We start from the raw sequence: 26026 nt of genomic DNA on the forward strand, positions 1-26026 counted from the left end.
GGGAGGATATTACATTGACGAATCAGCATAACGGGGTTAGGTTTGATATTTATGAGCGTGTGCATTTAGCCGAGGGCGTGCTGGGCATCAAGGAGCTGGAAGGAGTAGAGCTCACTCCCCACATTCAGGTGCTTCATCAAGGAGAACAAGCCGTGCTTCGCGGTAATTTATTATTGACAGGGACATACGTTGATGAGCAGGATCGGCCGGACCAGACGCTGCAGCATCTTATTCCGGTCGAGATTACTCTGCCGATGAATCGTGTACAGCGTATGGAGGACATCGCTGTTGAAATCGAAAATTTCGACGTGGATCTGCTGTCTGCCCGCAGCATGAATGTGACGGGAGTACTATCGCTTGGAGGCATCGAGATTGTTTCGAGCTCCGAATCCGAGCTTTGGAGGGATTCTGAAGAAGAGGTCGTGTTTGTGCACGAGGTATCGGAGCAGCGTACCGAATTACAGGAAGCATCGCCGGCAGTCCTTGATGCCGAAACAGAGGCCATCCCTCAAAGAGAACAAGCTCCGGCTTCAGAGGTGCAGCGGGAGGGGGAAGAGCTGCCTATCCGGATCGAACCGAGATCCGAATACATTGAACCGGTGAAGGAAGAAAAGACGGAGGCGGTATCTAAAGTGCCGGAGGCCGTCAAGAAGGAAGAGAAGCCGGAAGCTCCGAACGTCGTGAAGCAGGCAGAACCGGCTGTTGAAGCAGAAACCGAAACCGATGAAAAAAAAGATATGAAAGTCGCTTTAGGCAGCAAAAAAGCGCCTGAAGCAGCCGAAGCCCCGGCAGAGCCGATATACAAGTCATTCGGACTGGCGTCACTCATGAATTTCGGTTCCAAAAAATCGGAATCGAGGCCGCAGGAGGACGGTCAGCCTTCGCAGCCGGAGCCGTCGTCATCTGAAAAGGTGCAGTGGAAAAACCTGCTGCTTCAAAGCAATCGGGAACAGCAGCAATTCAAGAAGCTCCGGATGTGCATCGTGCAAAAGGAAGAAACACTTGAAACGATTGCCAAGCGCTATAATTTGAATCCGAGGGAAATCGCGCTCTACAACCGGCTTGGAGAAAGCGAACTAACGGAAGGTCAAATTGTCTACATACCGAAATGATGTCGGAAGAGCGTAAAAAAATCCCCGAACAGGCTAAGCAGGCTTGATCGGGGATTTTTTTGGATATACTAGTCTTATAGCCGTCTCAAAATAGGCAGGGTAAAACGGGTTCTTGTATTGACTCTCACCTGATGATTGTTTATCATAGAACGCATAGATGCAGTAATAACGTTGAAAGGGAATAGTAGACAGTGAACCCTTCAGAGAGCGGAGCCGGCAAGACGCTGGAAGGTTCCGCAGGACGTACCTGTCGAAGTCGCCCCGGAGTTGCCGAATTGAAAGCGAACCCTAGATTCGGCCGGTTACAGCCGTTACCTGTTTGAGCGCCGTATTTTGACCGGAGGGAACTCCGTGAGAATTAAGCATAAGTACGGAATAAAGGTGGTACCACGGAAGCGAGAACCTTTCGTCCTTTGCGGCGAAAGGTTTTTTGATGTGTTGCGGTGATGCGTTCATGCGAGGGCGTCCCCGCGGCATATATCCCTACTGAATTCGAATGCAGATGGAGGTTTTGCTGGCTATGGAAGAAACGAAGCAATCAGCGGCGCCGGATACGTCGATGCCGACAACTTACGATCCGAAGGAAGCCGAGAAAAAATGGTATGAATATTGGCTGGAGGGCGGTTATTTTCAAGCGGGTCAGAACAAAGACGGGAAGCCTTATACGATCGTCATACCGCCGCCGAATGTAACGGGCATGCTGCACATCGGTCACGCGCTTGATTTTACGCTGCAGGACATTATGATTCGGACCAAGCGGATGCAGGGCTACGACGCGCTGTGGCTTCCGGGCTCCGACCACGCGGGCATTGCTACCCAAACGAAGGTGGAGCAGAAGCTTCGTGAGGAGGGCGTGACACGCTACGATCTCGGACGGGAGAAATTCCTGGAGAAAGTATGGGAATGGAAGGAGCACTACGCCGGTACGATCCGCGAGCAGTGGGCCAAGATGGGCTTTTCGCTGGATTACTCCAGAGAACGGTTTACGCTGGATGCCGGATTGTCCAAGGCTGTGCGCGAGGTATTCGTGCGTCTCTATGAAAAAGGATTGATCTATCGCGGCAAATATATCATCAACTGGGATCCGGCCGCCCGTACGGCGCTTTCCGATATTGAGGTAGAGTACAAAGAAGTACAGGGCGCGCTCTACCATTTGAAATATCCTGTCAAAGACAGCGAAGAGTTTATCGTTGTGGCGACGACCCGTCCGGAAACCATGCTGGGTGATACCGCGGTTGCGGTGCATCCGGAGGATGAACGGTACAAGCATCTGATCGGAAAAACGCTTGTCCTGCCGATCATCGGGCGAGAAATCCCGATTGTCGGGGACGAGTATGTGGAAAAAGAGTTCGGAAGCGGCGCCGTCAAGATTACGCCGGCGCATGACCCTAATGATTTTGAGGTGGGCAAGCGCCACGATTTGCCGCAGGTGCTCGTGATGGACGAATCCGGTACGATGAACGCAAATGCGGGCAAATACCAGGGGCTTGACCGCTTTGACTGCCGCAAGCAAATCGTTGCCGATATGAAAGAGCTGGGCGTACTGATCAAAATCGAAGAGCATGTGCATCAGGTTGGGCACAGTGAACGCAGCGGCGCCGTCGTGGAGCCGTATTTGTCTACGCAGTGGTTTGTGAAAATGAAGCCGCTGGCCGATCGTGCGGTAGAAGCCCAAAAATCCGCACAAGGCGTCAATTTTGTTCCGGACCGGTTTGAAAAAATTTACTTGCACTGGATCGAGAATGTGCGTGACTGGTGCATTTCGCGCCAGCTTTGGTGGGGCCACCGGATTCCGGCCTGGCACTGCGGCGATTGCGGCGAGGTGGTGGTTTCCCGCGAGGATGCAACCGTGTGTCCGCACTGCGGCGGCACACACTTAAAGCAGGATGAGGACGTGCTGGATACTTGGTTCAGCTCCGCGCTGTGGCCGTTCTCCACGCTTGGTTGGCCGGAACAAACCGAAGATATGAAGCGTTACTATCCAACGGACCTTTTGGTAACGGGCTACGATATCATTTATTTCTGGGTTGCCCGGATGATTTTCAGCGGACTCGAGTTTACAGACAGCATCCCGTTCAAGGATGTGCTGATTCATGGTCTGGTTCGCGATGCGGAAGGACGTAAAATGTCCAAATCGCTGGGCAACGGCGTTGACCCGCTGGAGGTCATCGAGAAATACGGCGCCGATGCGATGCGCTTTATGATTTCAACAAGCTCCACGCCGGGGCAGGACCTTCGCTTCCGTTGGGAAAAGGTAGAGCAGGCACGCAACTTTGCGAACAAAATTTGGAACGCATCGCGTTTTGCGCTGATGAATCTCGGTGATTTCAAAGCATCCGATATCGATTTGAGCGGAGAGCTGGGTACGGCGGACCGGTGGATCCTGCACCGTTTGAACGAAACCGTACGGGATGTGACCAGGCTGATCGACGCATATGAGTTCGGAGAAACGGGCCGTTTGCTGTACAACTTCATTTGGGACGATTTGTGCGACTGGTATATCGAGTTCAGCAAGCTGTCCTTATATGGCAACGATGAGGCGGCCAAGAAGACGACGAAATCCGTGCTCGCTTATGTGCTTGACCGGACTCAGCGCCTGATCCACCCGTTCATGCCGTTCATCAGCGAAGAGATCTGGCAGCATCTGCCGCATGAAGGCAAAACCATTACGCTTGCCGCCTGGCCGACATTCGAGGCGCGGTTCGAGGCACCGGAGGCCGTCCGCGAGATGGAGCTGCTGATGGATATTATCCGCACCGTCCGCAACATCCGTGCGGAAGTGAACGTGCCGATGAGCAAAAAAATCGATGTGCTCGTGAAGCCGGCCGGCAGCGAATCGCTTGCTATCCTGCGGCGCAATGAAGAATACGTTCGCCGCTTCTGCAATACGTCGACTCTGGAAATCAATTCGGAGCTCACGTCTCCGGACAAGGCGATGACAGGGATTGTAACCGGAGCGGAGCTGTACTTGCCGTTGGCGGGGCTGATTGACATCGCTCAGGAAATTGCGCGGCTGGAAAAAGAACTGGGGACGCTCCACAACGAGGTGGACCGCATTGAGAAGAAGCTTTCGAACCAAGGCTTTATTGCGAAGGCTCCGGCTAAAGTGATTGAGGAAGAAAAGGCGAAGCTTGCCGATTACGCCGATAAACGGGATAAAGTGATCGCGCGTCTGACTGAACTGAAGGGGTGAACTTGCAATGAGCGAAGACAGGCAATCTGCTCCGGCAGGATCGTTCCAGACGGTAAAAGAAGCGGTGGATTGGCTCGTAAGATACATTCCGCTGGCGGGCATCAAGCCGGGATTGGAACGGATGGAGAAGCTGATGGAGCTGCTCGACAATCCGCACCGCCGGTTAAAATTTATCCATGTGGCCGGAACCAACGGCAAAGGCTCGGTATGCGCCTATCTGACGGAAGTGATCCGCCAGTGCGGGTATGACGTGGGGACCTTCACGTCCCCCTATATCGAGAGCTACAACGAGCGCATCCGGATCAATGGACAGAACATATCCGATGAAGATCTGCTTCAGGTCATCAATAAAATCAAGCCTGTGGTGGACCAAGTGGCGTCAGAGTACGGGCAGCCTTCAATGTTCGAGATTTCCACGGTTGCGGCCATCGAATATTTTGCGCGCATGGCCTATCCCGACTTCGTCGTTTGGGAGACGGGCTTAGGCGGACGGTTGGATTCGACCAATATCGTTACGCCGCTGGTGTCGGTAATCACCAACATCGGTCATGATCACATGGACTTTTTGGGAGATACGCTGGAACAAATCGCAGCGGAAAAAGCCGGCATCATCAAGTCCGGTGTTCCGGTAGTCAGTGCCGTGAAGCAGCCGGAGGCGGTGGAGGTCATTGTGCGGAAGGCCGGCGAGAAGAACAGCAAGCTTTATCTGCTGGGGCAGGAATTCCGTTACGACATCGTTACGTCAAAAGAGAACGAACAGACGTTTTATTTTCACGGCTTGTTCCGAGACATACCGGACGTCAGGATTTCTTTGAACGGCCTGCATCAAATCGAGAACGCGGCCGTCGCTCTGATGACGCTTGAAGTTCTGCGGCAGTATTATGCTTTAATTATAGACGATGAGGATCTGCTTCTCGCGATGAAACAAACGCAGTGGGCCGGACGTCTCGAAATGGTGTCTACGGACCCCCGGATTTTGATCGACGGAGCGCACAATCCGGAAGGGGCTGAGTCGCTGGCCAATGCTCTGAAAGAGACGTATTCGTATAAAAACCTCCATTTTGTCATGGGAATGCTCGATAACAAGAATCATTCAGGCTATTTCAGGCATATACTTCCAATAGTGAATACTCTCATCGTTACCGAGCCGAATTGGCATAAGAAAGCCTCGGCGGAATCGCTCGCCGGACTGGCTGGGTCCATGCTTGCGGAATACGGCCGCAGCGATGTGGAAGTGATCGTAGAGCCTGACTGGAAGGCGGCGCTTGAGCGGGTCAAAGGCTTGATGGGAGAGGATGACCTCACCGTCGTCTCTGGCACGTTATATTTAATAGGGGATGTTCGTTCCTGGATCAAGCATCAATCCGATTCTGAAAAAGGCTGGTGAGAACATAAGTGAATACATCGGAGCACATCCATTTTATCGGTATCGGAGGCTATGGCATGAGTGCCATAGCCAAAGTGATGCTGGAAATGGGCTACCAAGTTTCGGGATCCGATTTGGCGCAGCAGGAGCTCACAGAGAAGCTGGCAGCCAAAGGGGCGCAGGTGTTCATTGGACACGAAGCGCAAAACGTGAAGGGAGCGGACATCGTCGTATACTCCACGGCGCTGTCCAAAGATAACGTAGAGATGGTCGCGGCTGAAGAGCTGAACATCCCGATTTTGCACCGCGCTCAAATGCTGGCGAGACTGATGAATGCGAAGAAGGGCATTGCCGTAGCGGGAGCGCATGGAAAGACAACGACGTCATCCATGATTGCGCTGGTGCTGGAGCGCTGCGGGCAGGACCCGACCTTTATCATCGGCGGGGAAATTATGAACGTCGGAAGCAACGCCAAAGCGGGTAAAGGCGAGTGGGTGGTTGCGGAGGCGGATGAAAGCGACGGTTCGTTCCTGCAGTATCAGCCCTCTATCGCTTTGGTCAACAATATTGAGGCGGACCATCTCGAAAACTATGACGGCAACTTTGAAAATCTGAAAAGTGCCTATGCCCGGTTCTTAAGCCAGGTGAAGAATGACGGCAAAGCGGTCGTTTGCAAGGATGATGTCTATTTGCGGGACATGATTCCGCAAATCAAGAGCGAGGTCATCACCTATGCGATCGAAACGGAAGCCGATGTGATGGCACGCAATATCTGTCTTGGCGACCGGAAGGTTACGTTTGAACTGCTGCGGGAGGGAACACTGCTTGGCACGGTTCGTTTATCCGTACCCGGCAAGCATAATGTTTACAACGCGATGGCTACGATTATCACCTGCATGGAAGCGGGCTTGACCTTTGAACAGGCAGCCGCAGCGATTACGGAATTCCGTGGAGCCAAGAGACGTTTTCAGGTGCTGGGTGAAGTGAATGACATTCTGGTCATCGATGACTATGCGCATCATCCCACGGAGATCGAAGCTACGATTCAAGCGGCCAAAGCAACGGGCAAACGCATTGTCGCTGTGTTTCAACCGCAAAGATTTACGCGTACGTATTTCCTGTTTGAGCAGTTCAGCCGGGCGTTCCCGGATGCGGACGAAGTGATTATCACAGACATCTACTCCCCGGCGGGGGAGAAGCAGATTGAAGGGATCAGCTCGGCCAATCTGGTAGAATTGATTCGCAAGAACAGCAACCCGAATGTGCGGTATATCCCGACAAAGGAACAGGTGCAAAGCTATTTGTATGATTCTGTGAATCCGGGAGATCTGGTGCTGACCATGGGAGCAGGAGATATTTGGAAAGCGGCCGACGGCTTGGCCAAATCTCTTGCGAAGCGTGCAAACCAAAACTAAATCGTTGAATGGAAGCCTCCGGCCTATTTCCGTACGTGCAAGACCGTATGGTTCCGGAGGCTTCTTTAGGTACGGTTCTATTTCTTCTTCAACTCTCATAGTCTAGTGATAAGATCATGGACAAGGGAGAGTTGACGCCAGTGAACAAAGCCAGGATGACGTTTCGTTTCAATGACCGGGAACCTCGTGAGCAAAGCGGGCATAATGATCCCCAAGGGCGGGAGGATCATATCAGGAGGGAGAACAAGGAACAGGCAAAGGTTATTCCGATGCGTACGGAGGAATACCATGTAATCAAAGAACAACCGGAGCAAGGGCCAGGAAATGAAAGTAAGGAGCAACGGTTCGAAGTAAAGCCTTTGAACGAATATACCACTGACTTTGGCGGCTGGCACAGCACATTGGATACGGATACCTATCGCTTGCAAGAGGACAGTTCGTCATCGGAAAGGATGACGGTTGATCCGGAAACGGGATACGTAGACCGGGAGTGGAAGCGGGGGCGCGGACAGACGCGGGAGCACAGGGCTTACAAGACAAAAGACTCCGTATACTTTCCGAATCCAGCCGAAGGCAGCTCATGGATGAAAATTACAGCATCGGTAGCGGGGGCTGTCGTGACCGGCATTGCTTTCGGTTTTTTGGTGCTTTCCATGTTCTCCGGGGGCGGCTCGGACTCCGCCGGCGTGCAGCCTGTGAATGGGACAACAGCACCTAAGCAGCAGGGAGAAGCTCGTGTACAGGATAATAGAAGCAGTGAGGCGGAAGCCTCGGGCGCCGCCGCTACTGCTACCGCTACCGCAACGGAGATGGCTGTCAACCTTCCGGCGAGAACATATACTTTCGTGCAGGGAGGCGTCTTCAGCAGCTCCCAGAGTGCAGATTCGGCTATAGCCGATTTTCGCGGGAAGGGACTGGCTGCGGCCAGTGACGCAGGGGATAAGTACCCTGTATACGTAGGCATGGCTCTGAGCCGGGATGAAGCGCTCGGCCTTACCCGGGAGTTTCAGCAAAGGCAGCTTGAGGTGATGATCAAGCCCTTTGAAATTCCGGCTGCAGCCAAAATCAAATGGAATCATGGCCAGAACAATGTGTTTCAGAGCTATATGAACCAGGGAGCTCAGCTCGTTCAGCAGATGGCATCACAGACCATCATTCATCTGGGAGAGGAAAATCCGGCCGCACTCGATCAAAAGGTGCTTCAGGCCCTCAAGTCGACGCATCAGAGCTGGTCCGGTACGGCTTCGGCCGTCAGCGACGGCTTGGGGGAAACCGGCCGCGCTGCGCTGCCGAAAATGAACAGTGCGCTCAATACCGCCGTAGTATCACTGGAGGAATATCATAAAAATCCGTCAAAGGCTCTCCTTTGGGAAGCCCAGACAGCCTTAATGCAGTATCTTGTGGCCGAAAAGGAGCTGTTGAAAAGCGTTTCGGTGCATTAAATGACTCAAGCTCACCTTTGATTCGCTCGCTGTAACGAATCAAAGGTGAGCTTGTTTTGTTCAATAAGATGATGACTCACGCCTGAGATTACTTTCGGTTCGCCATGTAACGGTCCACTAATGCGGCGGATTCCGCCCGTGTGATAGACCGTTCAGGCTCAAATGTCACCGCCGTTACTCCGTCAATCCAGCCGGCCTGCTTTAAGACGGCTATTGAACCCGCTGCCCAATAGCCTGCAGGCACATCCTTGAAGGCCTGCTGCGGGCCAGGCACAAGCTTGTTCAGCGGCAGCTGAGCAAGCCGCTGGAACAGCGCGGCCGCCTCCGCCCGGGTCACGGGCTGGTCAGGCCGCAGCGTGCCGTCGGGGTAGCCCTCCAGCACGCCGGCCTTCACCGCCCGATCGAGGGCGGCGAAGGCCCAATGCCCCGCGTTCACGTCCCGGAACGCGGCGGCTCCGAGCGAGGCGTCGCATCCGCCGTCGCGGTTGACGGCCCCGGCAACCGTGTCCTTGCCGCCGGTGCCGCAAGCTTTCCCTGCCGGATTGGCCGCCGGCAGTTCGAATACACGCCCGAGCAGCGTCATCCATTCCGCTCTCGTCAGCATGCGATTAGGCTCAAAGTTCTTGCCGACACCTTCTACCACCCCCTGCGTATTCAGCCGCAGAATGGCTTCACGTGCCCAGTGTCCCCTCGTGTCCGGAAACAAGACAACCGGAGGCAAGTAAGCTTCAATGCCGGCGGCAATTCCCTGCGCCATGCTTTGGCGGACCTGATCGGAAGCCAGGAGAGCCGCATCCTCGTTGTTGGACAAGAACGCCGTCTCCACGAGGATGCTCGGGATGGTCCCCATACGCACCACATAGACCGCACTCGGCACCAGGCCGCGGTTTTCCAGACCAACCGTTTGGACGAGGGAGTCCAGTACTTTTCCCGCCAGATCCCGGCTTTGGGGAGTGAGCTGCCTCATCTCGGGACTTGCAGGATAGCTCGATTGCGGGTATGCATCGTCATAGTAAAGCACCATGGCTCCGCGAATGCCGGGGCTGGGGTGCGAATTCGCGTGGATCGAGACGAACAGATCGGCATTTTGCGCGTTCGTGAATTCGACCCGCTCTTTCAGGGAGAGAAACACATCGGAATCCCTCGTCATGACCACCTCATAACCGCGTTGTACCAAGAGATCTCTCAGCCTGCTGGAGATATCCAGATTGACCGCTTTCTCCTGAAGCCCGTTTACGCCAATCGCGCCGGGATCTTGATTTCCGTGGCCGGCATCGACGACAATTTTCGCGGCCAGCGCCTGTCCGGGCAGCACCAGAAGACCCAACGCCAAAACAGCGGCGCGCATCCAGGGCCTTCGCAGCGGGGTCCATTTTTTTCTTACCATTGTACAAAATCACCTTTTCTTCTGTAAGCAGTTAACATGTCTCAATTCCTTTCCAGACAATAGTCATTCGTCGCCACGGGCAAGTATGATATAATAGCCAATGGCATACATAGAAAATCAGTTTAGTAATTTTTCCCGAAAGAGGTATCCTACATCTTGAAAAAGAATTCGCTGACGCTCATTCTCTTCCTGATTATCGGATTGGTGGCCGGAACACTGGTTGGCCAGTTTCTTGCTCCATATCCGGGGTTGTCGTTCCTGACCAACTCGGTGCCGCTGTCTTGGACGCCTAAAGCCGATCTGATTGTGATCCAATACGACTTGACCCTGCATATCCGTCTGAATCTGATCAGCATTGCAGGCTTGGCACTCGGATTCTGGGCGTATCGCAGGCTGTAGACAAGAATGGTTTGTCCGCTTTCCGTCAAGGGAGCGGACCCGCATGCGTCGTCGGGTGCATGAACAGACTCTACCTTATACTTTTTTGCTTAGCCGTTCGGTTTTCCTCCATTGTGTCCGGACAGCTTATGATCTTTGAGGACAAACCACGATATAAAAATTCGAAACGAGGGAACGTTTTATGTCGATTACCGCAACCAAAACGCTGATTCTGGCTTCTTCTTCACCGCGGCGGCAGGAGCTGATCCGTTCCTTGCAGCTGCCCTATCAAATCATCGTCAGCGATGTGGACGAAACGACGGAAGCGGGACTTGCGCCGGAACGCATTGTAGAGCAGTTATCCCGTCGTAAAGCATTGGCGGTATACGAACGTTGTAAAGCGGATCGGACGGAGCTCCGGGATGGCATTATCATCGGTTCGGATACGATCGTCGTTGTAGACGGTGAACCGCTGGGCAAGCCGAAGGACGAAGAGGATGCATTCCGCATGCTGAAGTCACTGCAGGGAAGAAGCCACCATGTGTACAGCGGTGTGGCCTGTATCGATTTGCAGACCGGAGAGAAGCGCGTGGACCATCAACGAACGTCCGTATGGATGAAATCACTTACGGATGAACGAATACGTCGCTATATCGCCACAGGAGAACCTATGGACAAGGCTGGATCCTATGCGATTCAAGGACTCGGCGCTACGATGGTGGAGAGAATCGAGGGCGATTATTTTAACGTCGTGGGTCTTCCGATGTCACTGCTTTCCGATATGCTGGAACGTTTCTCTGTAGCTGTTTTTTGAGATGGCGTCGTGTTATAATGAATGTTCGAACAAGACCATATGAAAGAGGGGAATGCATGGAATCGCTCAATTATACATTGCGCGATGTCCCAAACGAAGAACGACCTAGAGAACGCATGATGCAGTATGGGGCTCAAGCATTAAGCAACGCGGAGCTGCTAGCGATTTTGCTCAGAACGGGTACGTTTCAGGAATCGGCCGTCCTTGTCGCTCAGCGATTATTGAAGGAAAGCGGCGGATTGAGGAAGCTGACGGACATGAGTATCGAGCAATTCACCGAAATCAAGGGAATCGGCGCAGCCAAAGCGCTGCAGATTCAAGCCGGCATCGAGCTGGGACGCAGATTAGCTCGAAGCGCCATGAGCGAAACGGTAACGATTCGTTCACCGCAGGATGTAGCGTCTCTTTTGATGGAGGATATGCGTTATTTGCAAAAAGAGCATTTTGTTTGTCTGTTTTTGAATACCAAAAATCATGTGATCGGACAGGAAACCTTGTCGATGGGCAGTCTGAATGCGTCCATCGTGCATCCCCGCGAGGTGTTTCGCGCAGCCATTAAGCGCAGCAGCGCTTCTATCGTTTGCGTCCATAATCACCCGAGCGGTGATCCTGCTCCGAGTCCGGAGGATGTCCAAATTACGAAACGCCTTGTGCAGGCAGGCGATATCGTAGGGATCGACGTGCTGGATCACATCGTGATCGGCGATCAACGCTTCGTGAGTTTGAAGGAGCTTGGATTGATGTAATATAATAAGTAAGGTTTTAAGTCCATTTGAAAACTATTTCCGCGGAATGCGCGTCTTTTAATAGAGAAGGGAGCACCAACCATGTTCGGAGGATTCACAAAAGATCTGGGGATTGACCTGGGGACGGCAAACACATTAGTTTATGTCAAAGGCAAAGGTATCGTCGTTCGCGAGCCTAGCGTCGTTGCGCTTCGCACTGACACGAAAACCATTGAGGCGGTAGGAAACGACGCGAAGAAAATGATCGGGCGCACGCCGGGCAACATTCGCGCCATCCGCCCGATGAAAGACGGTGTGATTGCCGATTTTGACACCACGGCAACGATGATCAAATATTTTATACGCCAAGCGCAGAAGCAGCGCTTCTTGTTTCAGCGCCAACCCAGTGTAATGGTGTGTGTTCCTTCCGGAATTACCGCGGTGGAAAAGCGCGCGGTAGAAGACGCTACGCGGCAGGCGGGAGCTCGTGACGCGTACACGATCGAGGAACCGTTCGCTGCGGCCATCGGCGCCGATCTGCCGGTGTGGGAGCCGACAGGAAGCATGGTGGTCGATATTGGCGGGGGGACGACCGAGGTGGCTGTCATTTCTCTCGGAGGCATTGTCACAAGCCGTTCCATTCGTGTGGCCGGAGATGAGATGGACGATGCGATTATTCAATACATCAAACGTACGTACAATTTGATGATCGGCGAGCGGACGGCGGAGCAAATCAAGATGGAGATCGGCTCCGCGCTGCCGATGGACCCGCCGGCAAGATTTGAAATCCGCGGCCGGGATCTGGTCAGCGGCCTGCCCAAAACGATGTCGGTTACCTCGGATGAAATTACCGAAGCCCTTACAGATACGGTGAACAGTATTGTGGATGCCGTGAAGGTAACTCTTGAGAAATGCCCTCCGGAGCTTGCCGCCGATATTATGGATCGGGGAATTGTGCTCACGGGCGGAGGAGGCATGCTTCGCAATCTGGACAAGCTGCTCTCACGGGAGACGGGGATGCCTGTACTGGTGGCCGAGAACCCGCTCGATTGTGTTGCAATCGGCACGGGAAGGGCGCTGGACAACATTCATTTGTTCAAGACGAGATCCGGGCTTGCCGCCAAAGCCCGTCGTTAGAATTACAGCCTCTCGTATTGGAAGGTGTAAGCATTGAGATTATTGGGGAATAAGAGGCTGCTCTTGCTGATGTTCGGCCTGATTTGCTTTATTGCGCTGATGGGACTTACGTTCGGGCAGCGAAATTATGATACTTGGCCGGAAAAGTTTCTAAAGGATACCATTTCTTGGACCCAGGGACTGATATACAAGCCTGTCGGAGCCGTAGTCGGTTTTATTGAAGATGTCGGGCAGCTTCGCACCATCTACGAAGAAAATCAGGTGCTCCGTCAGACGTTGACCAAGTATGCCCGCGATACGACCCGATTGAACGACCTCGAGCTTCAAAACAAGCGGCTGCAGGATGCTCTAGGCTTTACCGAGCGGCAGAAGCAAATGAACAATTATAAATTCCGGATTGCCGAGGTCGTTTATTTCAATCAAGGCAATAAGATGATGACGGTCAATCTTGGCGAAAAGGACGGAATCAGGCCTAACATGGCCGTGATGTCGGTGGAAGGCCTGATCGGAAGGGTCGTCAGCGTATCTTCTTTTTATTCGGACGTTCAGCTGCTGACGGGGATTGACGATAAAGCGTCGTTGGAGTCCAAGGCGATCTCCGTTACGGTCAAGGGCAAGGAGAATGAATCGTTCGGCTTTATCGAGACGTTTGATTCAGATTCTCAAACACTGCTGATGACCAAGATCGATCCTAAGGATCCGATTCAGCCCGGCGATACGGTCATTACTTCCGGAAGAGGTCTGGTATTCCCTCGGGGCATTGAAATAGGGCAGGTTGTCGAGAAAAAGCAGGGCGAATTCGGGATCACCTACGTGGCCAGCATTCAGCCTTTCGCGTCGTTCAACCACCTTCGCGAGGTGTTCGTCGTAGAAGTGCCTGAGCTGGGTGAGTCGTCATGAATCATGCGAAGCTTTGGCTGACTTTGGGGGCTCTGTTTATGCTCGAAAGCACCCTGGTTCCCTGGTTGATTCCCACGGCATGGCAAACGAAGGTTTATGTCGTTCCGCACTTCATGCTTGTGATCGTTCTTTATATAGGACTGTATATTCATCGTCATACAGCACTTATGTTCGGACTTATTTTCGGTATGCTGCAGGATTTTATATATCATTCGCCCATGCTCGGCCCGGTTTCGTTCGGGCTTGGTTTAGCCGGTTATTTGGCCGGTCTGCTGCAGGGACGGGTTTATTCCAGCATCGTGATTAACATGCTTGTGATCGGTATGGGGAATTTGTTTTACGATTCGGTCCTGTTTGGCTTGTATCGTTTGTTTCGTGTCATTCATACGGAGTTCCAGTGGGTGTTCTTTTATCAAATGCTGCCGAGCATGCTGATCAACCTGCTGTTTGCGCTGGCTGTCTATGTTCCGATACGGAAGCTGTTTGAGGGACTCCCTTCAAAGCAGACGGAAGAGGAATAATTTTCTGTACCGGAGCAGGAGAACGCCGTCGCCAAGCCGAATTGTATAGGCTTAGGGGGTAAGAGCGGTTATGGCTGCAAAGAAGCATCATGTGACGATAAAAGGAGTTAAAGACGGGCTCGTATTTTTGCTGGACGATACCTGTGAATTCTCTGATGTCATAGCAGAACTGAAGCATAAGCTGGAAAAAACGCATCAACAAATTTTGACAGGTCCGATCATTCATGTGAATGTGAAGCTGGGAAGCCGTGCGGTAACGGAAGAGCAAAAAGAGCAGGTGCGCAGCATCATCAGCCGCAGAGGCAACCTGCTGGTTCAATCGGTAGAATCGCATGACCCTTCGCTGCAAAGGACGGGGCCGGATCCGGCTGAAGTTAAGATGGTAAAGGGCATGGTGCGATCGGGACAGACGCTTTCGCATGAGGGAAATATTATGTTCTTAGGAGACGTGAACCCCGGCGGAACTATTCTCAGCACGGGAAGCATATATATTATGGGCTCATTGCGCGGAATGGCGCATGCGGGCATGGATGGGGATGAGAAAGCGGTCATCGCTGCTTCCCATATGCGGCCTACACAGCTCCGAATTGCGGGGATTATCAGTCGTCCTCCGGATGAATGGAACCTTAACGACAGTTTTGACTCATATATGGAGTTCGCTTATGTGAAAGACGGCAAAATGGAGATCGACAAAATCCAACACCTGTACAAGTTCGGGTTATTTGGGCGCACTTGAAGGATAAGGAGAGGAACCAATGGGAGACGCAATCGTCATTACTTCAGGCAAGGGGGGCGTTGGCAAAACGACGACGTCCGCCAATATCGGTACGGCTTTGGCGCTGCAGGGGAAAAAGGTTGTGATGGTAGATACGGACATCGGTCTCCGCAACCTGGACGTCGTCATGGGTCTCGAAAACCGGATTATTTACGATTTGATCGACGTGGCCGAAGGCCGCTGCCGGTTGCCGCAAGCTTTGGTAAAAGACAAGCGGTTTGACGAGCTTTATATGCTTCCTGCGGCACAGACCAAGGATAAGCATGCCATATCGCCCGATGCGGTGAGACAAATTGTGCTTGATCTCAAACGTGATTTCGATTACGTCATTATCGATTGTCCGGCAGGTATTGAGCAGGGCTTCAAAAACGCGGTGGCCGGAGCCGACAAAGCGATTGTGGTGACTACCCCGGAGAACGCCGCTGTACGCGATGCAGACCGGATTATCGGGCTGCTTGAGCGAGAGCCGAATGTGGAGTCGCCTAAGCTTGTTATTAACCGGATCCGCCCGAACATGGTCAAAAAAGGAGAAATGCTCGATATCGATGAGATCTGCTCCGTATTGGCCATCGACCTTTTGGGCATCGTGCCTGACGACGAATATGTGATCAAAGCCGCTAATATCGGAGAGCCTACGGTCATGAACCCGAATTCGCGTGCAGCGATTGCCTATCGCAACATCGCACGCCGCATTCTGGGGGATTCCGTGCCGCTGATGCCTATGGAAGAGAAAACCGGTGTTTTCAATCGAATGAAAAAGTTTCTTGGGATAGGATGACGCAAGGTGCTGCACAAATTAAAAAAAATCGACTTTTCCATCGTGCTTATCCTTATTTCTTTCATGGTCATCAGTACGCTACTGCTTTACAGCGCAACGAGATATAATCACTCTGAAGTATTCGATCCTGCGAAGCTGACGTTGATCTATGTCGTCTCGCTCATTGCCTTTTTCGTTATGACCCTTCTGGATTATCGAGCGCTAGCGAAAATCTGGTATTATTTATATGGTGTTGGAATTATTCTGCTGATTGCCGTTTATTTCTTCGGCGCCAGAATTAACGGGGCAAGAGGATGGTTCAAGCTTCCGTTCGGGCTAGATTTTCAGCCGGTTGAGCTTGTGAAGATCATTTTGATCATCAGTTTAGCGGCTTTTATGGCTCGCAACCGAGGGGAGACGCTGGGACTGACCCGGGATCTCGTTCCGATTCTCCTGCTCGCCGTTTTGCCCATTGGCTTGGTTATCATTCAGCCGGACTTGGGTAATGCCATTATATTGGGCGTCATCCTGCTGGGTATGATTTGGATCGGCAACATCCGTTGGACTCATGGGATTATTGGCGCTGTTTCGATCATTGGATTCGCCTATGTGTTTTTATATTTTTTTAAAATATATCACGATCCCTTGAGAGATTTTCTGGTGGCCAAAGGGGTATCTACGCACTGGATGCCAAGAATTCTTACCTTGATTGACCCATCCGCCGCCACGAGCGATGCGAAGTATCATGTGGATAATGCGATTCGCGCCATTGGATCAGGATCCCTGGTAGGGGAAAGCTACTTGCAGGGAACCTCCATCCACAGCGGATTTATTCCTGTTGCTTATACGGATTCCATCTTTGTAGTGGTGGGAGAAGAATTCGGTTTTGTGGGATCGTCGATTCTGCTGCTCATGTATTTTGTCCTGATATATCGCATGATTTTAATTGCTATATATTGTGATAATTATACAGGCTCTTACATGATCATCGGTATTGTCTCCATGCTGGTCTATCAAGTGTTCCAGAACGTTGGTATGATGATCGGAATTATGCCGCTTACGGGGATTACACTGCCCTTCATCAGCTACGGCGGAACTTCGCTGCTCATCAATATGACGGCCATGGGACTGGTGATGAGCATCAGGCTGCATGACGATAAACTGCTGGATGAGGAATAAGTCATTTAGGTTTACATCGGCTATCAAAAGGATCTTGCGGAATAATGACCGCCGGATCCTTTTTTGTTGCCATGATTATCGGCTCATCTAAAAATATTACAAAAAATTCTAAAATGGATGGCATTCCCGACAACCCGTGTAAGCCTTTACAATTGGTTGTATTCAATATATACAACTTCATTCATAGGGGAGAGGGGAGCATGGGGCTTCTTAAAAAGATCGCCTTATTTATCGATACGTTCTTCGAGTGGTTTGCGTTGCTGGCGCTTTCATCGATGACGCTGATCGTTATTTTGCAGGTTGTTACGCGGAAGCTGTTTAATTTTGTTTTTTTCTGGGATTCCACCGGGCATTATGTTTACCATCCGGATGTAAGTTACCTGGGACAAAAAGCCGATTTGGAACCGCTCCAGCAGCTATTGCATTCCGAGAGCGGATCCTATGTACTCAACAACGAGGCCCGGGAGCTTCTGACCTTCAGCCGCTCCACTTTCCTTGGGTGGTCGCTGCTTACTTTAATCCCTTACAGCGAGCTGACACAAGGCAGCGGGTATATTGGTAGAACGATCGTTTGGACAACATCCATTGCATTGTTGATCGCCTATATCATAGGAATTACCTTCGCCGCAAGTATCATCCGGCCGATCCGGCATCTTCAGAAGTATATGAAAAGGATTGAGGTAGGAGATTTCGATGCAAAAATGAAGGTGGAATCCAAGGACGAGATCGGATTGCTCACGCACGGCTTCAACAAAATGGTGGAACATCTCAGCCGGCTGCTGGAGGAAATTTACTTTACAAGACTGAGAGAAATGGAAATGCATTTGCGGCAAAAGGAAACGGAGCTGAGGGTGCTTCAGGCACAGGTCAATCCCCATTTTCTTTATAATGCGCTGGAAACGATTCGCGGGATGGCGCTGGATAAGGATATGGACGACATTGCCGAGATGAGTGCTTCGCTGTCCCGTCTTTTTCAATACAATCTGCGGGAATCCTCACCGACGGTCGGATTAAGCAGTGAAATTGCGGTCTGCCAGCTTTATTTGCAAATTCAAAAATACCGATTTGAAGACCGGCTGGAGTTTGAGTTCCGTATCCCCGAATGGGCAGAGAAGCAAGCGGCTGCCGCCTTTACATTGCAGCCGATGGTGGAAAATTGTATCAAGCACGGCGCGGACCTCCTCAGCGGTGTAACCCGTATTTCCATCACCGCCTATCAGGAAAGCGATAAGGCCTATGTACTGTGTATAACCGACGACGGTCCGGGGATCAGCAGCGATATCCTGTCGGCACTGCGGCATGATCTGATGCATAAAGTCGTCATCCTTGGAGGACCTCAGATCGGTATGGTAAACGTGCATCGCCGCTGCGAGTACCTGTTCGGGGAAGGCTTCGGCGTGTCCATTGATAGCGAAGCCGGCAAAGGAACGTCTGTATCCATAAGGCTTCCGATGAATACATTGGAGATGAAAAGAGGAGAAGCAAATGCACACGGTATTGCTTGTGGATGACGAGCGCTGGGTAAGAACTTCGCTCAAGAAGATCATTGAGCGTACGGGGCTGCCCTTCAGTGTTGTTCAGGAAGCCTCCGACGGCTTGGCGGCGCTGGATTGGTTGAAGGAGCATTCCGTGGATCTTGTGGTCACTGATGTTTGCATGCCTGTGATGGACGGGCTTCAGCTGGCCCGTTCACTTAACGAGCAGGCCGCGCCGCCTGGGATTGTAATCGTAAGCGGCCACAACGAATTTGGTTACGCCCAGCAAGCTCTCCGGTCCGGAGTCGTCGATTATTTGCTAAAGCCTGTCATGGTAGAAGATATGGCAGCTTGTCTGAAACAAGTAGAGCATCAAATCCGCAGGAGCAAACACGAAAGAGGAATCGTGGAAAAGCCGCAAGACGAGCTGGAGCTCTCCACCGTGGAGCTGGTGATGGAATATATCAAGGGCAAGCTTCCGGGAGAAGTAACGCTCCAAGAGGCGGCAGCGTATGTTCACTTGAATCCGAGCTACCTGAGTCACCTATTTAGGCAGCAAACCAAGATGAATTTTATGGACTTTGTGCTGAAGCGGCGCATGGAGGAAGCAAAAAGGCTGCTCTCTTCGACCTCATTGCGAATATCGGAGATCGCTCTGCGATTGGGGTATACGGATATCTCTTATTTTAGCAACACGTTTAAACGGATTGTCGGTCGAACGCCTTCAGAATTTCGAAAAGACCAAAGAAATAGTCGTGGCGGGGAGTCGTATTGACGACGCCTCTTTTTTTTTTGTCATTGCAGCATACGTAAAGTGAATTTAAGGAAAACGGTACACCTCCGTATATGTGCCATTGGCACTCGTATATTTGAAGGTACAAGCTCATAGGATGGAATAGGCAAGCTTTAGCGGCAAGGGGGAGTATGGGGATGGAGACGAGGAAAAACGTTCGCGAGCGGCGGATGGAAAAAATCCGTAAGCTTCAGGAAGGCAGTCGGTCCCGCAGGCAAAGGGATCCGGAGCCTTCTCATATGGAATTTCCGGCTGGAAGCGGCTACTATGAGACGGATTTGGAAAGGGGAAGGCCGGTCGAACGGGCTTGGCGGCACGATCCCGAGGTGGAATGGAACCGCAAGCTGCAGCGGGATTGGGCGAGGTATGACCATGCCGACTTTGAAAATGAAGGCGGCTTTCCGTCGGACCCGCGGACAAGCCGTTTGGCCGCGCGAATCATGGTAAGCGGTATATTGTTTGCATTGGTGTGGGGAATGTTTCAAATCGAGCATCCGCTGGCTAATAAAGGGAAGGAGGTGGTCGCGGGTGCGCTTACGGAATCCTTTGATACCCGCGCGCTCGCCGCTTGGTATGAGGATAAATTTGGAGGCGTACCGTCATTCCTGCCCGCATGGGGTTCATCGAAGCATGCGGATGCAGAGAAAGTATCCGCCGTGTCCAAGCATTATTTCCCGCCTGTTCAAGGGAAGCTGATCGCTGCCTTTACACCTGTTCATGGGGGAGTGCTTATAGAGGCGGAGACAGGGGCTCCGGTATCCGCTCTGGACACGGGACTGGTTGCTTTTGCGGGGGTAAAGGAAGATACGGGGTTTACGATCGTTCTGCGGCACTCGTCGGGCATGGAATCGGTCTATGGGCACTTGGAGCAGGGAAAAGTGAGGGCAGGCGATTGGTTTAAAGGAGGAGAAACGGTCGGAACGGTAGGCAGACCGCCGCAGGGACAATCGGCCGGGACACTTTATTTTGCTGTTTCCAAGGACGGCAATCCTGTCGATCCGACGGACGTGGTACCTTTTGATTAGACGGGCAGGGTCGTCTTGGAATGTCTGGTACGGGGTCAAATACCGTTTTCATCCGCTCTTTTCCGTCATGCTTCTGATCTCCGTTTTGACGGGTTATTTTATCGAGACCGCTACCCTCTTCGGCATCGTGTTTATCCATGAATTGGGCCATGTCGTTGCCGCCAAAAGCCTGGGCTGGCGCGTGAAGGAGGTCCAGCTCCTTCCTTTCGGGGGGGTAGCGGTAGTGGAGGAGCCGGGGGGCGTTCCCATCATTCACGAACTGATGGTTGCCTTGGCCGGACCGCTGCAAAACCTTTGGATGATGCTGGTCGCGTATGGGCTTACGGCCTTGGGCTTGCTCCCGGCGGAATGGGGCGCCTATTTTGTAAAAGCGAACCTCCTTATCGCCCTTTTTAATCTGCTGCCGGTCATGCCTTTGGACGGAGGCAAGGTTATGCAGGTCCTGGTCGGATTATGGCTGCCCTACCAAAAGACGCTGCAGGTCGCTGCTTTGGTGAGTTTGCAGCTCAGTATACTGTTGATCGCCGCATCCGCCTTCCATTTGTTCACGGATCGGGGTGGCATTCAGCTCAATTGGCTGATGATAGGTTTATTTTTATGCTTCTCGAATTGGTACGATTTACGGGGGCTGCCTTATCGATTTATGCGCTTTTTGGTTCATAGGGAGGAGCGTTTCAAAAAAGCGTGGATTCAAGGGGCTCACGCAGGACCGATTGTCGTTCACGGTCAGCGGAAAGTAGCGGACGTAGTGCGGTTGTTTATGCGGGATCGCTATCATTTGATTTACGTACTTGACGATCACGGATATATCAGTCATGTATTGCCCGAACGGACGCTGCTTGAATCTTATTTTGACGAGACAAAAAGAGGAAGAGCGGTTTCCGAGCTTTTCGTCTGAGGAATATGGTACAATAAGGCCGAGGTGTTGCCGGACATGAAACGGATATGGGTAAATAGCGATGATGAGCATACCGAGGTCGCCGTTTTGGAGAACGGCAAGCTCGTGGAATATTATAAAGGAAAGCAAAATCAGGGCCAGCTGGCAGGCAACATTTATATCGGACGGGTTGTTCGGGTGCTGCAAGGCATGCAGTCGGCCTTTGTAGATGTAGGCCTTGAAAAGAACGGCTTTCTATACATCGACGATGTATTGCCGGCCCATCTGGAGAGGCAGCCTAAGGAAAAGCCGTCCATTCATGATTTGGTTAAGGAAGGACAGCAAATCATGGTGCAGGTCGTCAAGGAGCCGGTCGGGAATAAAGGCGCCAGGGTGACGACGCACTACTCCATTCCGGGCCGCTATGGTGTGTATATGCCGCATGCCGACTACATCGGCGTCTCGCGCAAGATTGAAAGCGCGGCGGACAGGGACCGGCTGAAACGGATGGCGGAGCGGTACTTGGAGCCGGGTGAAGGCTTTATCGTACGGACGGCAGCTCTTAATGAATCGGAAGAAGCGCTTGCCGCCGACCTGGCCGAGCTGCGCGGACGCTATCGTCAGCTGGAGGAAGCGGCCAGGCTGAATGCATCGGTACCGCGGTTGCTGTACAGCGATTTGGAGATGCTCCCCAGACTCGTTCGCGATTTGTTCCGGGATGATGTTCAGGAGCTCATCGTTAACTCCGGTCTGACGCTGCAGGAAATCCGCGGATTGCTTCCCGCCGCTGCCTCAGGGCTGGCGGGCAGAATAAAGCTGCAGCAGGATGGCTGCCCGTCCCTAGGAGAAACGGTCGCCAAGCAGCTGGAGAACGGGTTGAGACGCAAGGTATGGCTTGATAATGGCGGGTATTTGATCATTGACCGGACAGAGGCGTTAACCGTATTTGATGTGAATACAGGGAAGTATACCGGTACGATCGATTTGGAACGCACGGTGTTTGACACGAACATGGAGGCGGCGCGGGAAATCGCGAGGATGCTGCGCCTAAGAGATATCGGAGGACTCATCGTCATTGATTTTATTGATATGGAAACGGAGGTCCACCGGCAAATGGTGCTCGAGGAGCTTACTCGGGAGACCAAGAAGGACCGCACCAAGACTGTGGTTTTCGGTTGGACCAAGCTTGGCCTGGTGGAGCTGACCCGCAAAAAGGTTCGTGACAGCAAGGAAACGATAGCTCCGGATCCGTGTCCAGCTTGCGGAGGCAGCGGGTTTGCCGATTTCAAAAAATAGGCATTGCATTGAGAACTCGTTATGTGATAAGATGTTTTAGTGTGTTGCTATAGCATGCTGTAACCGCGCGAAGCGGGTTATGAAGTATAGGGCTTATGAGGTCCTGTCACCTGGCTTTAGGCGAGTCTGAGACATGAGGAGGTGCAACAATGTTCGCAATTATTGAAACAGGTGGAAAGCAGTACAAAGTTCAGGAAGGCGATGTAGTATACATCGAGAAGCTGGACGCAGGTGAAGGCGAAGCGGTAAAATTTGACCGTGTGCTGGCAGTATCCAAAGATAGCGGTTTGGTGGTCGGCGCTCCGTTAGTTTCCGGCGCTTCCGTTTCCGGTAAAGTGGAGAAGCACGGCAAAGGCGAGAAAATCATCGTTTACAAGTACAAAGCGAAGAAAAACTATCGCCGCAAGCAAGGTCATCGTCAACCTTACACGAAAGTTGTCATCGAGAAGATCGAGGCGTAAGAAACCGTGATTCGGATCGGGATTTATCGTGGACAGGACGGACGGATGGAGCGCTTCAGTGTGGAAGGTCATGCAGAGTACGACGAGCCGGGCAAGGATATTGTCTGTGCCGGTGTATCTGCCGTTACCGTCGGCACAGTGAATGCCGTTGAAGCGTTAACGGGTCATGTGCTGGGTACCGAGATGGAGCATGGATTGCTTCTGGTGACGATTCCTAAAGAGCTGGAAGCGGAAAGTAACGCAAAGATGCAGCTGCTGTTGGAAGGTATGGTAGTCATGCTGCAGACTATAGAACAATCGTATGGCGCATATATAGCAATAACATATCATTGAAGTAAGGAGGTAGACAGACATGTTGCAATTAAATCTTCAATTGTTCGCATCCAAGAAGGGTGTAGGTTCCACGAAGAACGGTCGTGACAGTATTGCGAAGCGTCTTGGCGTGAAACGCGCCGACGGGCAAAAGGTAACGGCAGGCAGCATCTTGGTGCGTCAACGCGGAACGAAAATTCACCCGGGCAACAATGTGGGCATCGGCTCCGACGACACGCTTTTTGCGAAGGTTGAAGGCGTTGTGAAATTTGAGCGTCTTGGCCGCGATCGCAAGAAAGTGAGCGTCTACCCTGTAACGGTTGCTCCGGTAGCCGCTGCGGTAGAAGTGTAATTTACCCATCAACGACCAAACCCTGGCGATCGATGTTCGCCGGGGTTTTTCTGCTTATGAAACGGATTGCTGCCACGAAGTTTAAAATTGGCTGCCTATGCCGGCTTGAACGGTTTTGGATAATAGGATGAGTTTTCAAAGCTGAAATGATATACTGTATGGATGAAGGATGAAGCGGAAACGGAGAGATTTAGGCATGACCATGGAACCGCAAGGCCGTACCTCTACAACCGATCCCTTGAATGACGATCCGGACCAGCGTATACTTCGATTGTTTAACCACTACCGTCACGATTGGATGAACGATATTCAAATTCTCATGGGATTCGTGCAGCTGAAAAAGTTTGATAAATTATCGCCGTTAATGGAGAAAATAAAAGCAAAAGTACAGCAGGAAAGCTATGTTTCCAAGCTCGGAATTCCCCGCTTGATCCTGCATCTGCTGACGTTTCAGGCTGAGGTGAAGGAGCTTGCGCTCGACATCCGGTTAGAAGAAGAAATTCACCTGTCGGAGCTGGAGTATCCGGAGGCATGCGCTGTAGATATTATTGCGGTGCTTGATGCCTTCAAGGAAGAGGCGGCAGAATCCATTGAAAATGAAAACGTACTAGCGCTTCATCTGGGCCGTGAGGGTCAGCGTCTGCTGCTGACGGCTGTGTATGAAGGAGCTTACGTTAACGAGCGAATAGCGCGCAAGGAAGCGGAGCTCAACGCCAAGCGGCTGGCTGAGGGCGGTTCAAAGCTTAAGGCTCACAAAGGAGAACGCAGGTTCATATGGAAGCTTGATTGGAACTATGCGGATGCGATACATAAAGAGGGTGACGGTAATGTTTGTTGATAAAGCCAAGATCTATGTGAAGGGCGGCGACGGAGGCGACGGCCTGGTTGCATTCCGGAGGGAAAAGTATGTTCCGGAAGGCGGTCCTGCAGGCGGCGACGGAGGGGATGGCGGCGACGTCATTTTTCGGGTCGATGAGGGATTGCGCACTCTGGTCGATTTTCGCTATCAAAAGCATTTTAAAGCGCAGCGCGGCGAAAAGGGGCGTAACAAAAGCCAGCATGGAGCCAATGCGGAGGATATGATTGTACGGGTGCCTCCGGGTACCGTTGTTGTTGACGATGATACGCAGGAAATCATCGCCGATTTGACGCAGCACGGCCAAGAGGTCGTCATTGCCAAAGGGGGCCGTGGAGGCCGCGGAAATACCCGCTTTGCAACGGCGAACAATACGGCTCCCGAAATCGCCGAGAACGGTGAGGAGGGCGAAGAACGTTGGGTCGTGCTCGAGCTTAAGGTGATGGCGGATGTCGGCTTGGTAGGCTTTCCGAGCGTAGGTAAATCGACCCTGCTGTCCGTTGTATCCGGGGCTAAGCCGAAAATCGGAGCGTACCATTTCACGACGCTTACGCCGAATCTGGGCGTTGTCGAGGTTGGTGACGGACGCAGCTTTGTGATGGCCGACCTTCCGGGTTTGATCGAGGGAGCTCATGAAGGCGTCGGTCTGGGGCACGAATTTTTGCGGCATATCGAGCGGACCCGCATCATCGTTCATGTAGTGGATATGGCGGCTACAGAGGGTCGTGATCCGTTCGAGGATTGGGAGAAAATTAACGACGAGCTTAAACTGTATAACGCCAAGCTGGAAGAACGTCCACAAATTATTGCCGCTAACAAAATGGACATGCCCGATGCGGAGGAGCATTTGACTGAATTTAAGCGACGGCTCCATGAATCCGGACGTGAATTGACGATTTATCCGATCTCGGCCATTGCCAAAAGCGGTGTGCAGGAATTGCTGTATAAGGTGGCAGACGAGCTCGAAATGATCCCGGAAATGCCTCTAGTGGAAGAGTTGGTTGACTTATCGGAGCGCAAGGTCTATCGTCTGGAAAAGGAAGAAGGAGAAGACTTTACGATTCGCCGGGATAACGAAGCCTTTGTTATTGAAAGTCCAAGTATAGAGAAGCTGATCAAACGGACCAACTTCAGCACACATGAATCGGTCATGCGCTTTGCCCGCATATTAAGAAAGAAAGGGATCGATGCGGCGCTTCGCCAACGCGGCGCCAAGGATGGCCAAACGATCCGTATCGGCGATTTTGAATTTGAATTTGTGGAGCAGGAATAGGATGATCGAAGGCGAGCGGCTTTCCGGTAACACCAACCTCTCATGTTAAATACATGTCAGGTTGGTGTTTTTTGTTCCTCTATAAACATGAACATTTATTTAATAAATCAAAAATAATGTTCGTTATTGAATAAAAATCATTCATAAAAGAAGAATTATTAAATTATTAATTAAGAAAAACATGAACTTTTTTTCGAAAAACCTA

25 protein-coding genes and 2 other annotated features are annotated in these 26026 nt (G+C 51.9%); of the genes, 24 read left to right on the forward strand and 1 reads right to left on the reverse strand.

Annotated features, from left to right (window positions below):
- The first annotated feature begins 14 nt into the window (after positions 1-14).
- From ACZYR9_RS04190 to ACZYR9_RS04210, 5 genes are all read left to right on the forward strand, one after another.
- Positions 15-1112, forward strand: coding sequence for a LysM peptidoglycan-binding domain-containing protein (locus tag ACZYR9_RS04190; protein WP_488977209.1), 1098 nt, complete (start codon positions 15-17; stop codon positions 1110-1112).
- A gap of 162 nt (positions 1113-1274) precedes the next feature.
- Positions 1275-1529: a binding site (T-box leader), on the forward strand.
- A gap of 103 nt (positions 1530-1632) precedes the next feature.
- A complete protein-coding gene (locus ACZYR9_RS04195; protein ID WP_488977210.1) occupies positions 1633-4305 on the forward strand; it encodes a valine--tRNA ligase in 2673 nt (890 codons plus the stop codon).
- 7 nt (positions 4306-4312) lie between these two features.
- Complete coding sequence (locus tag ACZYR9_RS04200; RefSeq protein WP_488977211.1) at positions 4313-5692, forward strand: bifunctional folylpolyglutamate synthase/dihydrofolate synthase; 1380 nt, start codon at positions 4313-4315, stop codon at positions 5690-5692.
- 8 nt (positions 5693-5700) lie between these two features.
- The gene (gene murC / locus ACZYR9_RS04205) at positions 5701-7086 is read left to right on the forward strand and encodes a UDP-N-acetylmuramate--L-alanine ligase (protein ID WP_488977212.1); all 1386 of its coding nucleotides are present in this window, start codon (positions 5701-5703) and stop codon (positions 7084-7086) included.
- Between the two features lie 140 nt (positions 7087-7226).
- Positions 7227-8528 carry an SPOR domain-containing protein gene (locus tag ACZYR9_RS04210; protein ID WP_488977213.1) on the forward strand — a complete coding sequence of 434 codons (1302 nt, stop codon included), beginning with the start codon at positions 7227-7229 and terminating at the stop codon, positions 8526-8528.
- Positions 8529-8616: 88 nt separating this feature from the next.
- Here the strand turns inward: ACZYR9_RS04210 and ACZYR9_RS04215 are convergent, their stop codons facing one another.
- The gene (locus ACZYR9_RS04215) at positions 8617-9915 is read right to left on the reverse strand and encodes an N-acetylmuramoyl-L-alanine amidase (RefSeq protein WP_488977214.1); all 1299 of its coding nucleotides are present in this window, start codon (positions 9913-9915) and stop codon (positions 8617-8619) included.
- A gap of 156 nt (positions 9916-10071) precedes the next feature.
- Here ACZYR9_RS04215 and ACZYR9_RS04220 point away from each other — a divergent pair, with 156 nt between their 5' ends.
- The 19 genes from ACZYR9_RS04220 to obgE all read left to right on the forward strand — a co-directional run bounded on the left by ACZYR9_RS04220 (position 10072) and on the right by obgE (position 25821).
- The gene (locus ACZYR9_RS04220; RefSeq protein ID WP_488977215.1) at positions 10072-10314 is read left to right on the forward strand and encodes a DUF4321 domain-containing protein; all 243 of its coding nucleotides are present in this window, start codon (positions 10072-10074) and stop codon (positions 10312-10314) included.
- 181 nt (positions 10315-10495) lie between these two features.
- A complete protein-coding gene (locus ACZYR9_RS04225) occupies positions 10496-11107 on the forward strand; it encodes a Maf family protein (protein WP_488977216.1) in 612 nt (203 codons plus the stop codon).
- Between the two features lie 56 nt (positions 11108-11163).
- Complete coding sequence (gene radC / locus ACZYR9_RS04230; protein WP_488977217.1) at positions 11164-11853, forward strand: RadC family protein; 690 nt, start codon at positions 11164-11166, stop codon at positions 11851-11853.
- An 81-nt stretch (positions 11854-11934) separates the two neighbouring features.
- Positions 11935-12969 carry a rod shape-determining protein gene (locus ACZYR9_RS04235; RefSeq protein ID WP_488977218.1) on the forward strand — a complete coding sequence of 345 codons (1035 nt, stop codon included), beginning with the start codon at positions 11935-11937 and terminating at the stop codon, positions 12967-12969.
- Positions 12970-13002: 33 nt separating this feature from the next.
- Entirely contained in the window at positions 13003-13869 is an 867-nt protein-coding gene (gene mreC, locus ACZYR9_RS04240; protein WP_488977219.1) for a rod shape-determining protein MreC, read from the forward strand.
- A complete protein-coding gene (gene mreD / locus ACZYR9_RS04245) occupies positions 13866-14390 on the forward strand; it encodes a rod shape-determining protein MreD (protein ID WP_488977220.1) in 525 nt (174 codons plus the stop codon). Before mreC ends, mreD begins: the two co-directional genes overlap by 4 nt.
- Positions 14391-14460: 70 nt before the next feature.
- A complete protein-coding gene (gene minC / locus ACZYR9_RS04250; protein WP_488977221.1) occupies positions 14461-15126 on the forward strand; it encodes a septum site-determining protein MinC in 666 nt (221 codons plus the stop codon).
- Between the two features lie 19 nt (positions 15127-15145).
- Positions 15146-15943: a septum site-determining protein MinD gene (gene minD / locus ACZYR9_RS04255; protein ID WP_488977222.1), complete on the forward strand. Its 798-nt coding sequence runs from the start codon at positions 15146-15148 to the stop codon at positions 15941-15943.
- Positions 15944-15949: 6 nt separating this feature from the next.
- Positions 15950-17101 (forward strand): FtsW/RodA/SpoVE family cell cycle protein, encoded by a 1152-nt coding sequence (locus ACZYR9_RS04260; protein ID WP_488977223.1) that lies wholly within the window; start codon positions 15950-15952, stop codon positions 17099-17101.
- Positions 17102-17301: 200 nt separating this feature from the next.
- Positions 17302-18612, forward strand: a complete 1311-nt coding sequence (locus ACZYR9_RS04265; protein ID WP_488977224.1) for a sensor histidine kinase — start codon at positions 17302-17304, stop codon at positions 18610-18612.
- Positions 18587-19351 carry a response regulator transcription factor gene (locus tag ACZYR9_RS04270; RefSeq protein WP_488977225.1) on the forward strand — a complete coding sequence of 255 codons (765 nt, stop codon included), beginning with the start codon at positions 18587-18589 and terminating at the stop codon, positions 19349-19351. The genes ACZYR9_RS04265 and ACZYR9_RS04270 overlap by 26 nt, the downstream gene beginning before the upstream one ends.
- Positions 19352-19506: 155 nt before the next feature.
- Positions 19507-20394: a peptidoglycan DD-metalloendopeptidase family protein gene (locus tag ACZYR9_RS04275; protein WP_488977226.1), complete on the forward strand. Its 888-nt coding sequence runs from the start codon at positions 19507-19509 to the stop codon at positions 20392-20394.
- A complete protein-coding gene (locus ACZYR9_RS04280; RefSeq protein WP_488977227.1) occupies positions 20387-21292 on the forward strand; it encodes a M50 family metallopeptidase in 906 nt (301 codons plus the stop codon). Before ACZYR9_RS04275 ends, ACZYR9_RS04280 begins: the two co-directional genes overlap by 8 nt.
- Before the next feature lie 36 nt (positions 21293-21328).
- Positions 21329-22567, forward strand: coding sequence for an Rne/Rng family ribonuclease (locus tag ACZYR9_RS04285; protein WP_488977228.1), 1239 nt, complete (start codon positions 21329-21331; stop codon positions 22565-22567).
- Positions 22568-22618: 51 nt separating this feature from the next.
- Positions 22619-22705: a sequence feature (ribosomal protein L21 leader region), on the forward strand.
- 11 nt (positions 22706-22716) lie between these two features.
- Entirely contained in the window at positions 22717-23028 is a 312-nt protein-coding gene (gene rplU / locus ACZYR9_RS04290) for a 50S ribosomal protein L21 (RefSeq protein ID WP_488977229.1), read from the forward strand.
- 6 nt (positions 23029-23034) lie between these two features.
- Positions 23035-23361: a ribosomal-processing cysteine protease Prp gene (locus ACZYR9_RS04295; RefSeq protein ID WP_488977230.1), complete on the forward strand. Its 327-nt coding sequence runs from the start codon at positions 23035-23037 to the stop codon at positions 23359-23361.
- Positions 23362-23380: 19 nt separating this feature from the next.
- Positions 23381-23692, forward strand: coding sequence for a 50S ribosomal protein L27 (gene rpmA, locus ACZYR9_RS04300; protein WP_210022186.1), 312 nt, complete (start codon positions 23381-23383; stop codon positions 23690-23692).
- Between the two features lie 196 nt (positions 23693-23888).
- Positions 23889-24530: a Spo0B domain-containing protein gene (locus ACZYR9_RS04305; protein ID WP_488977231.1), complete on the forward strand. Its 642-nt coding sequence runs from the start codon at positions 23889-23891 to the stop codon at positions 24528-24530.
- Positions 24520-25821, forward strand: coding sequence for a GTPase ObgE (gene obgE / locus ACZYR9_RS04310; RefSeq protein WP_488977232.1), 1302 nt, complete (start codon positions 24520-24522; stop codon positions 25819-25821). Before ACZYR9_RS04305 ends, obgE begins: the two co-directional genes overlap by 11 nt.
- Positions 25822-26026 lie beyond the last annotated feature (205 nt).

The sequence above is a fragment of the Paenibacillus sp. F024 genome, from assembly GCF_057814255.1.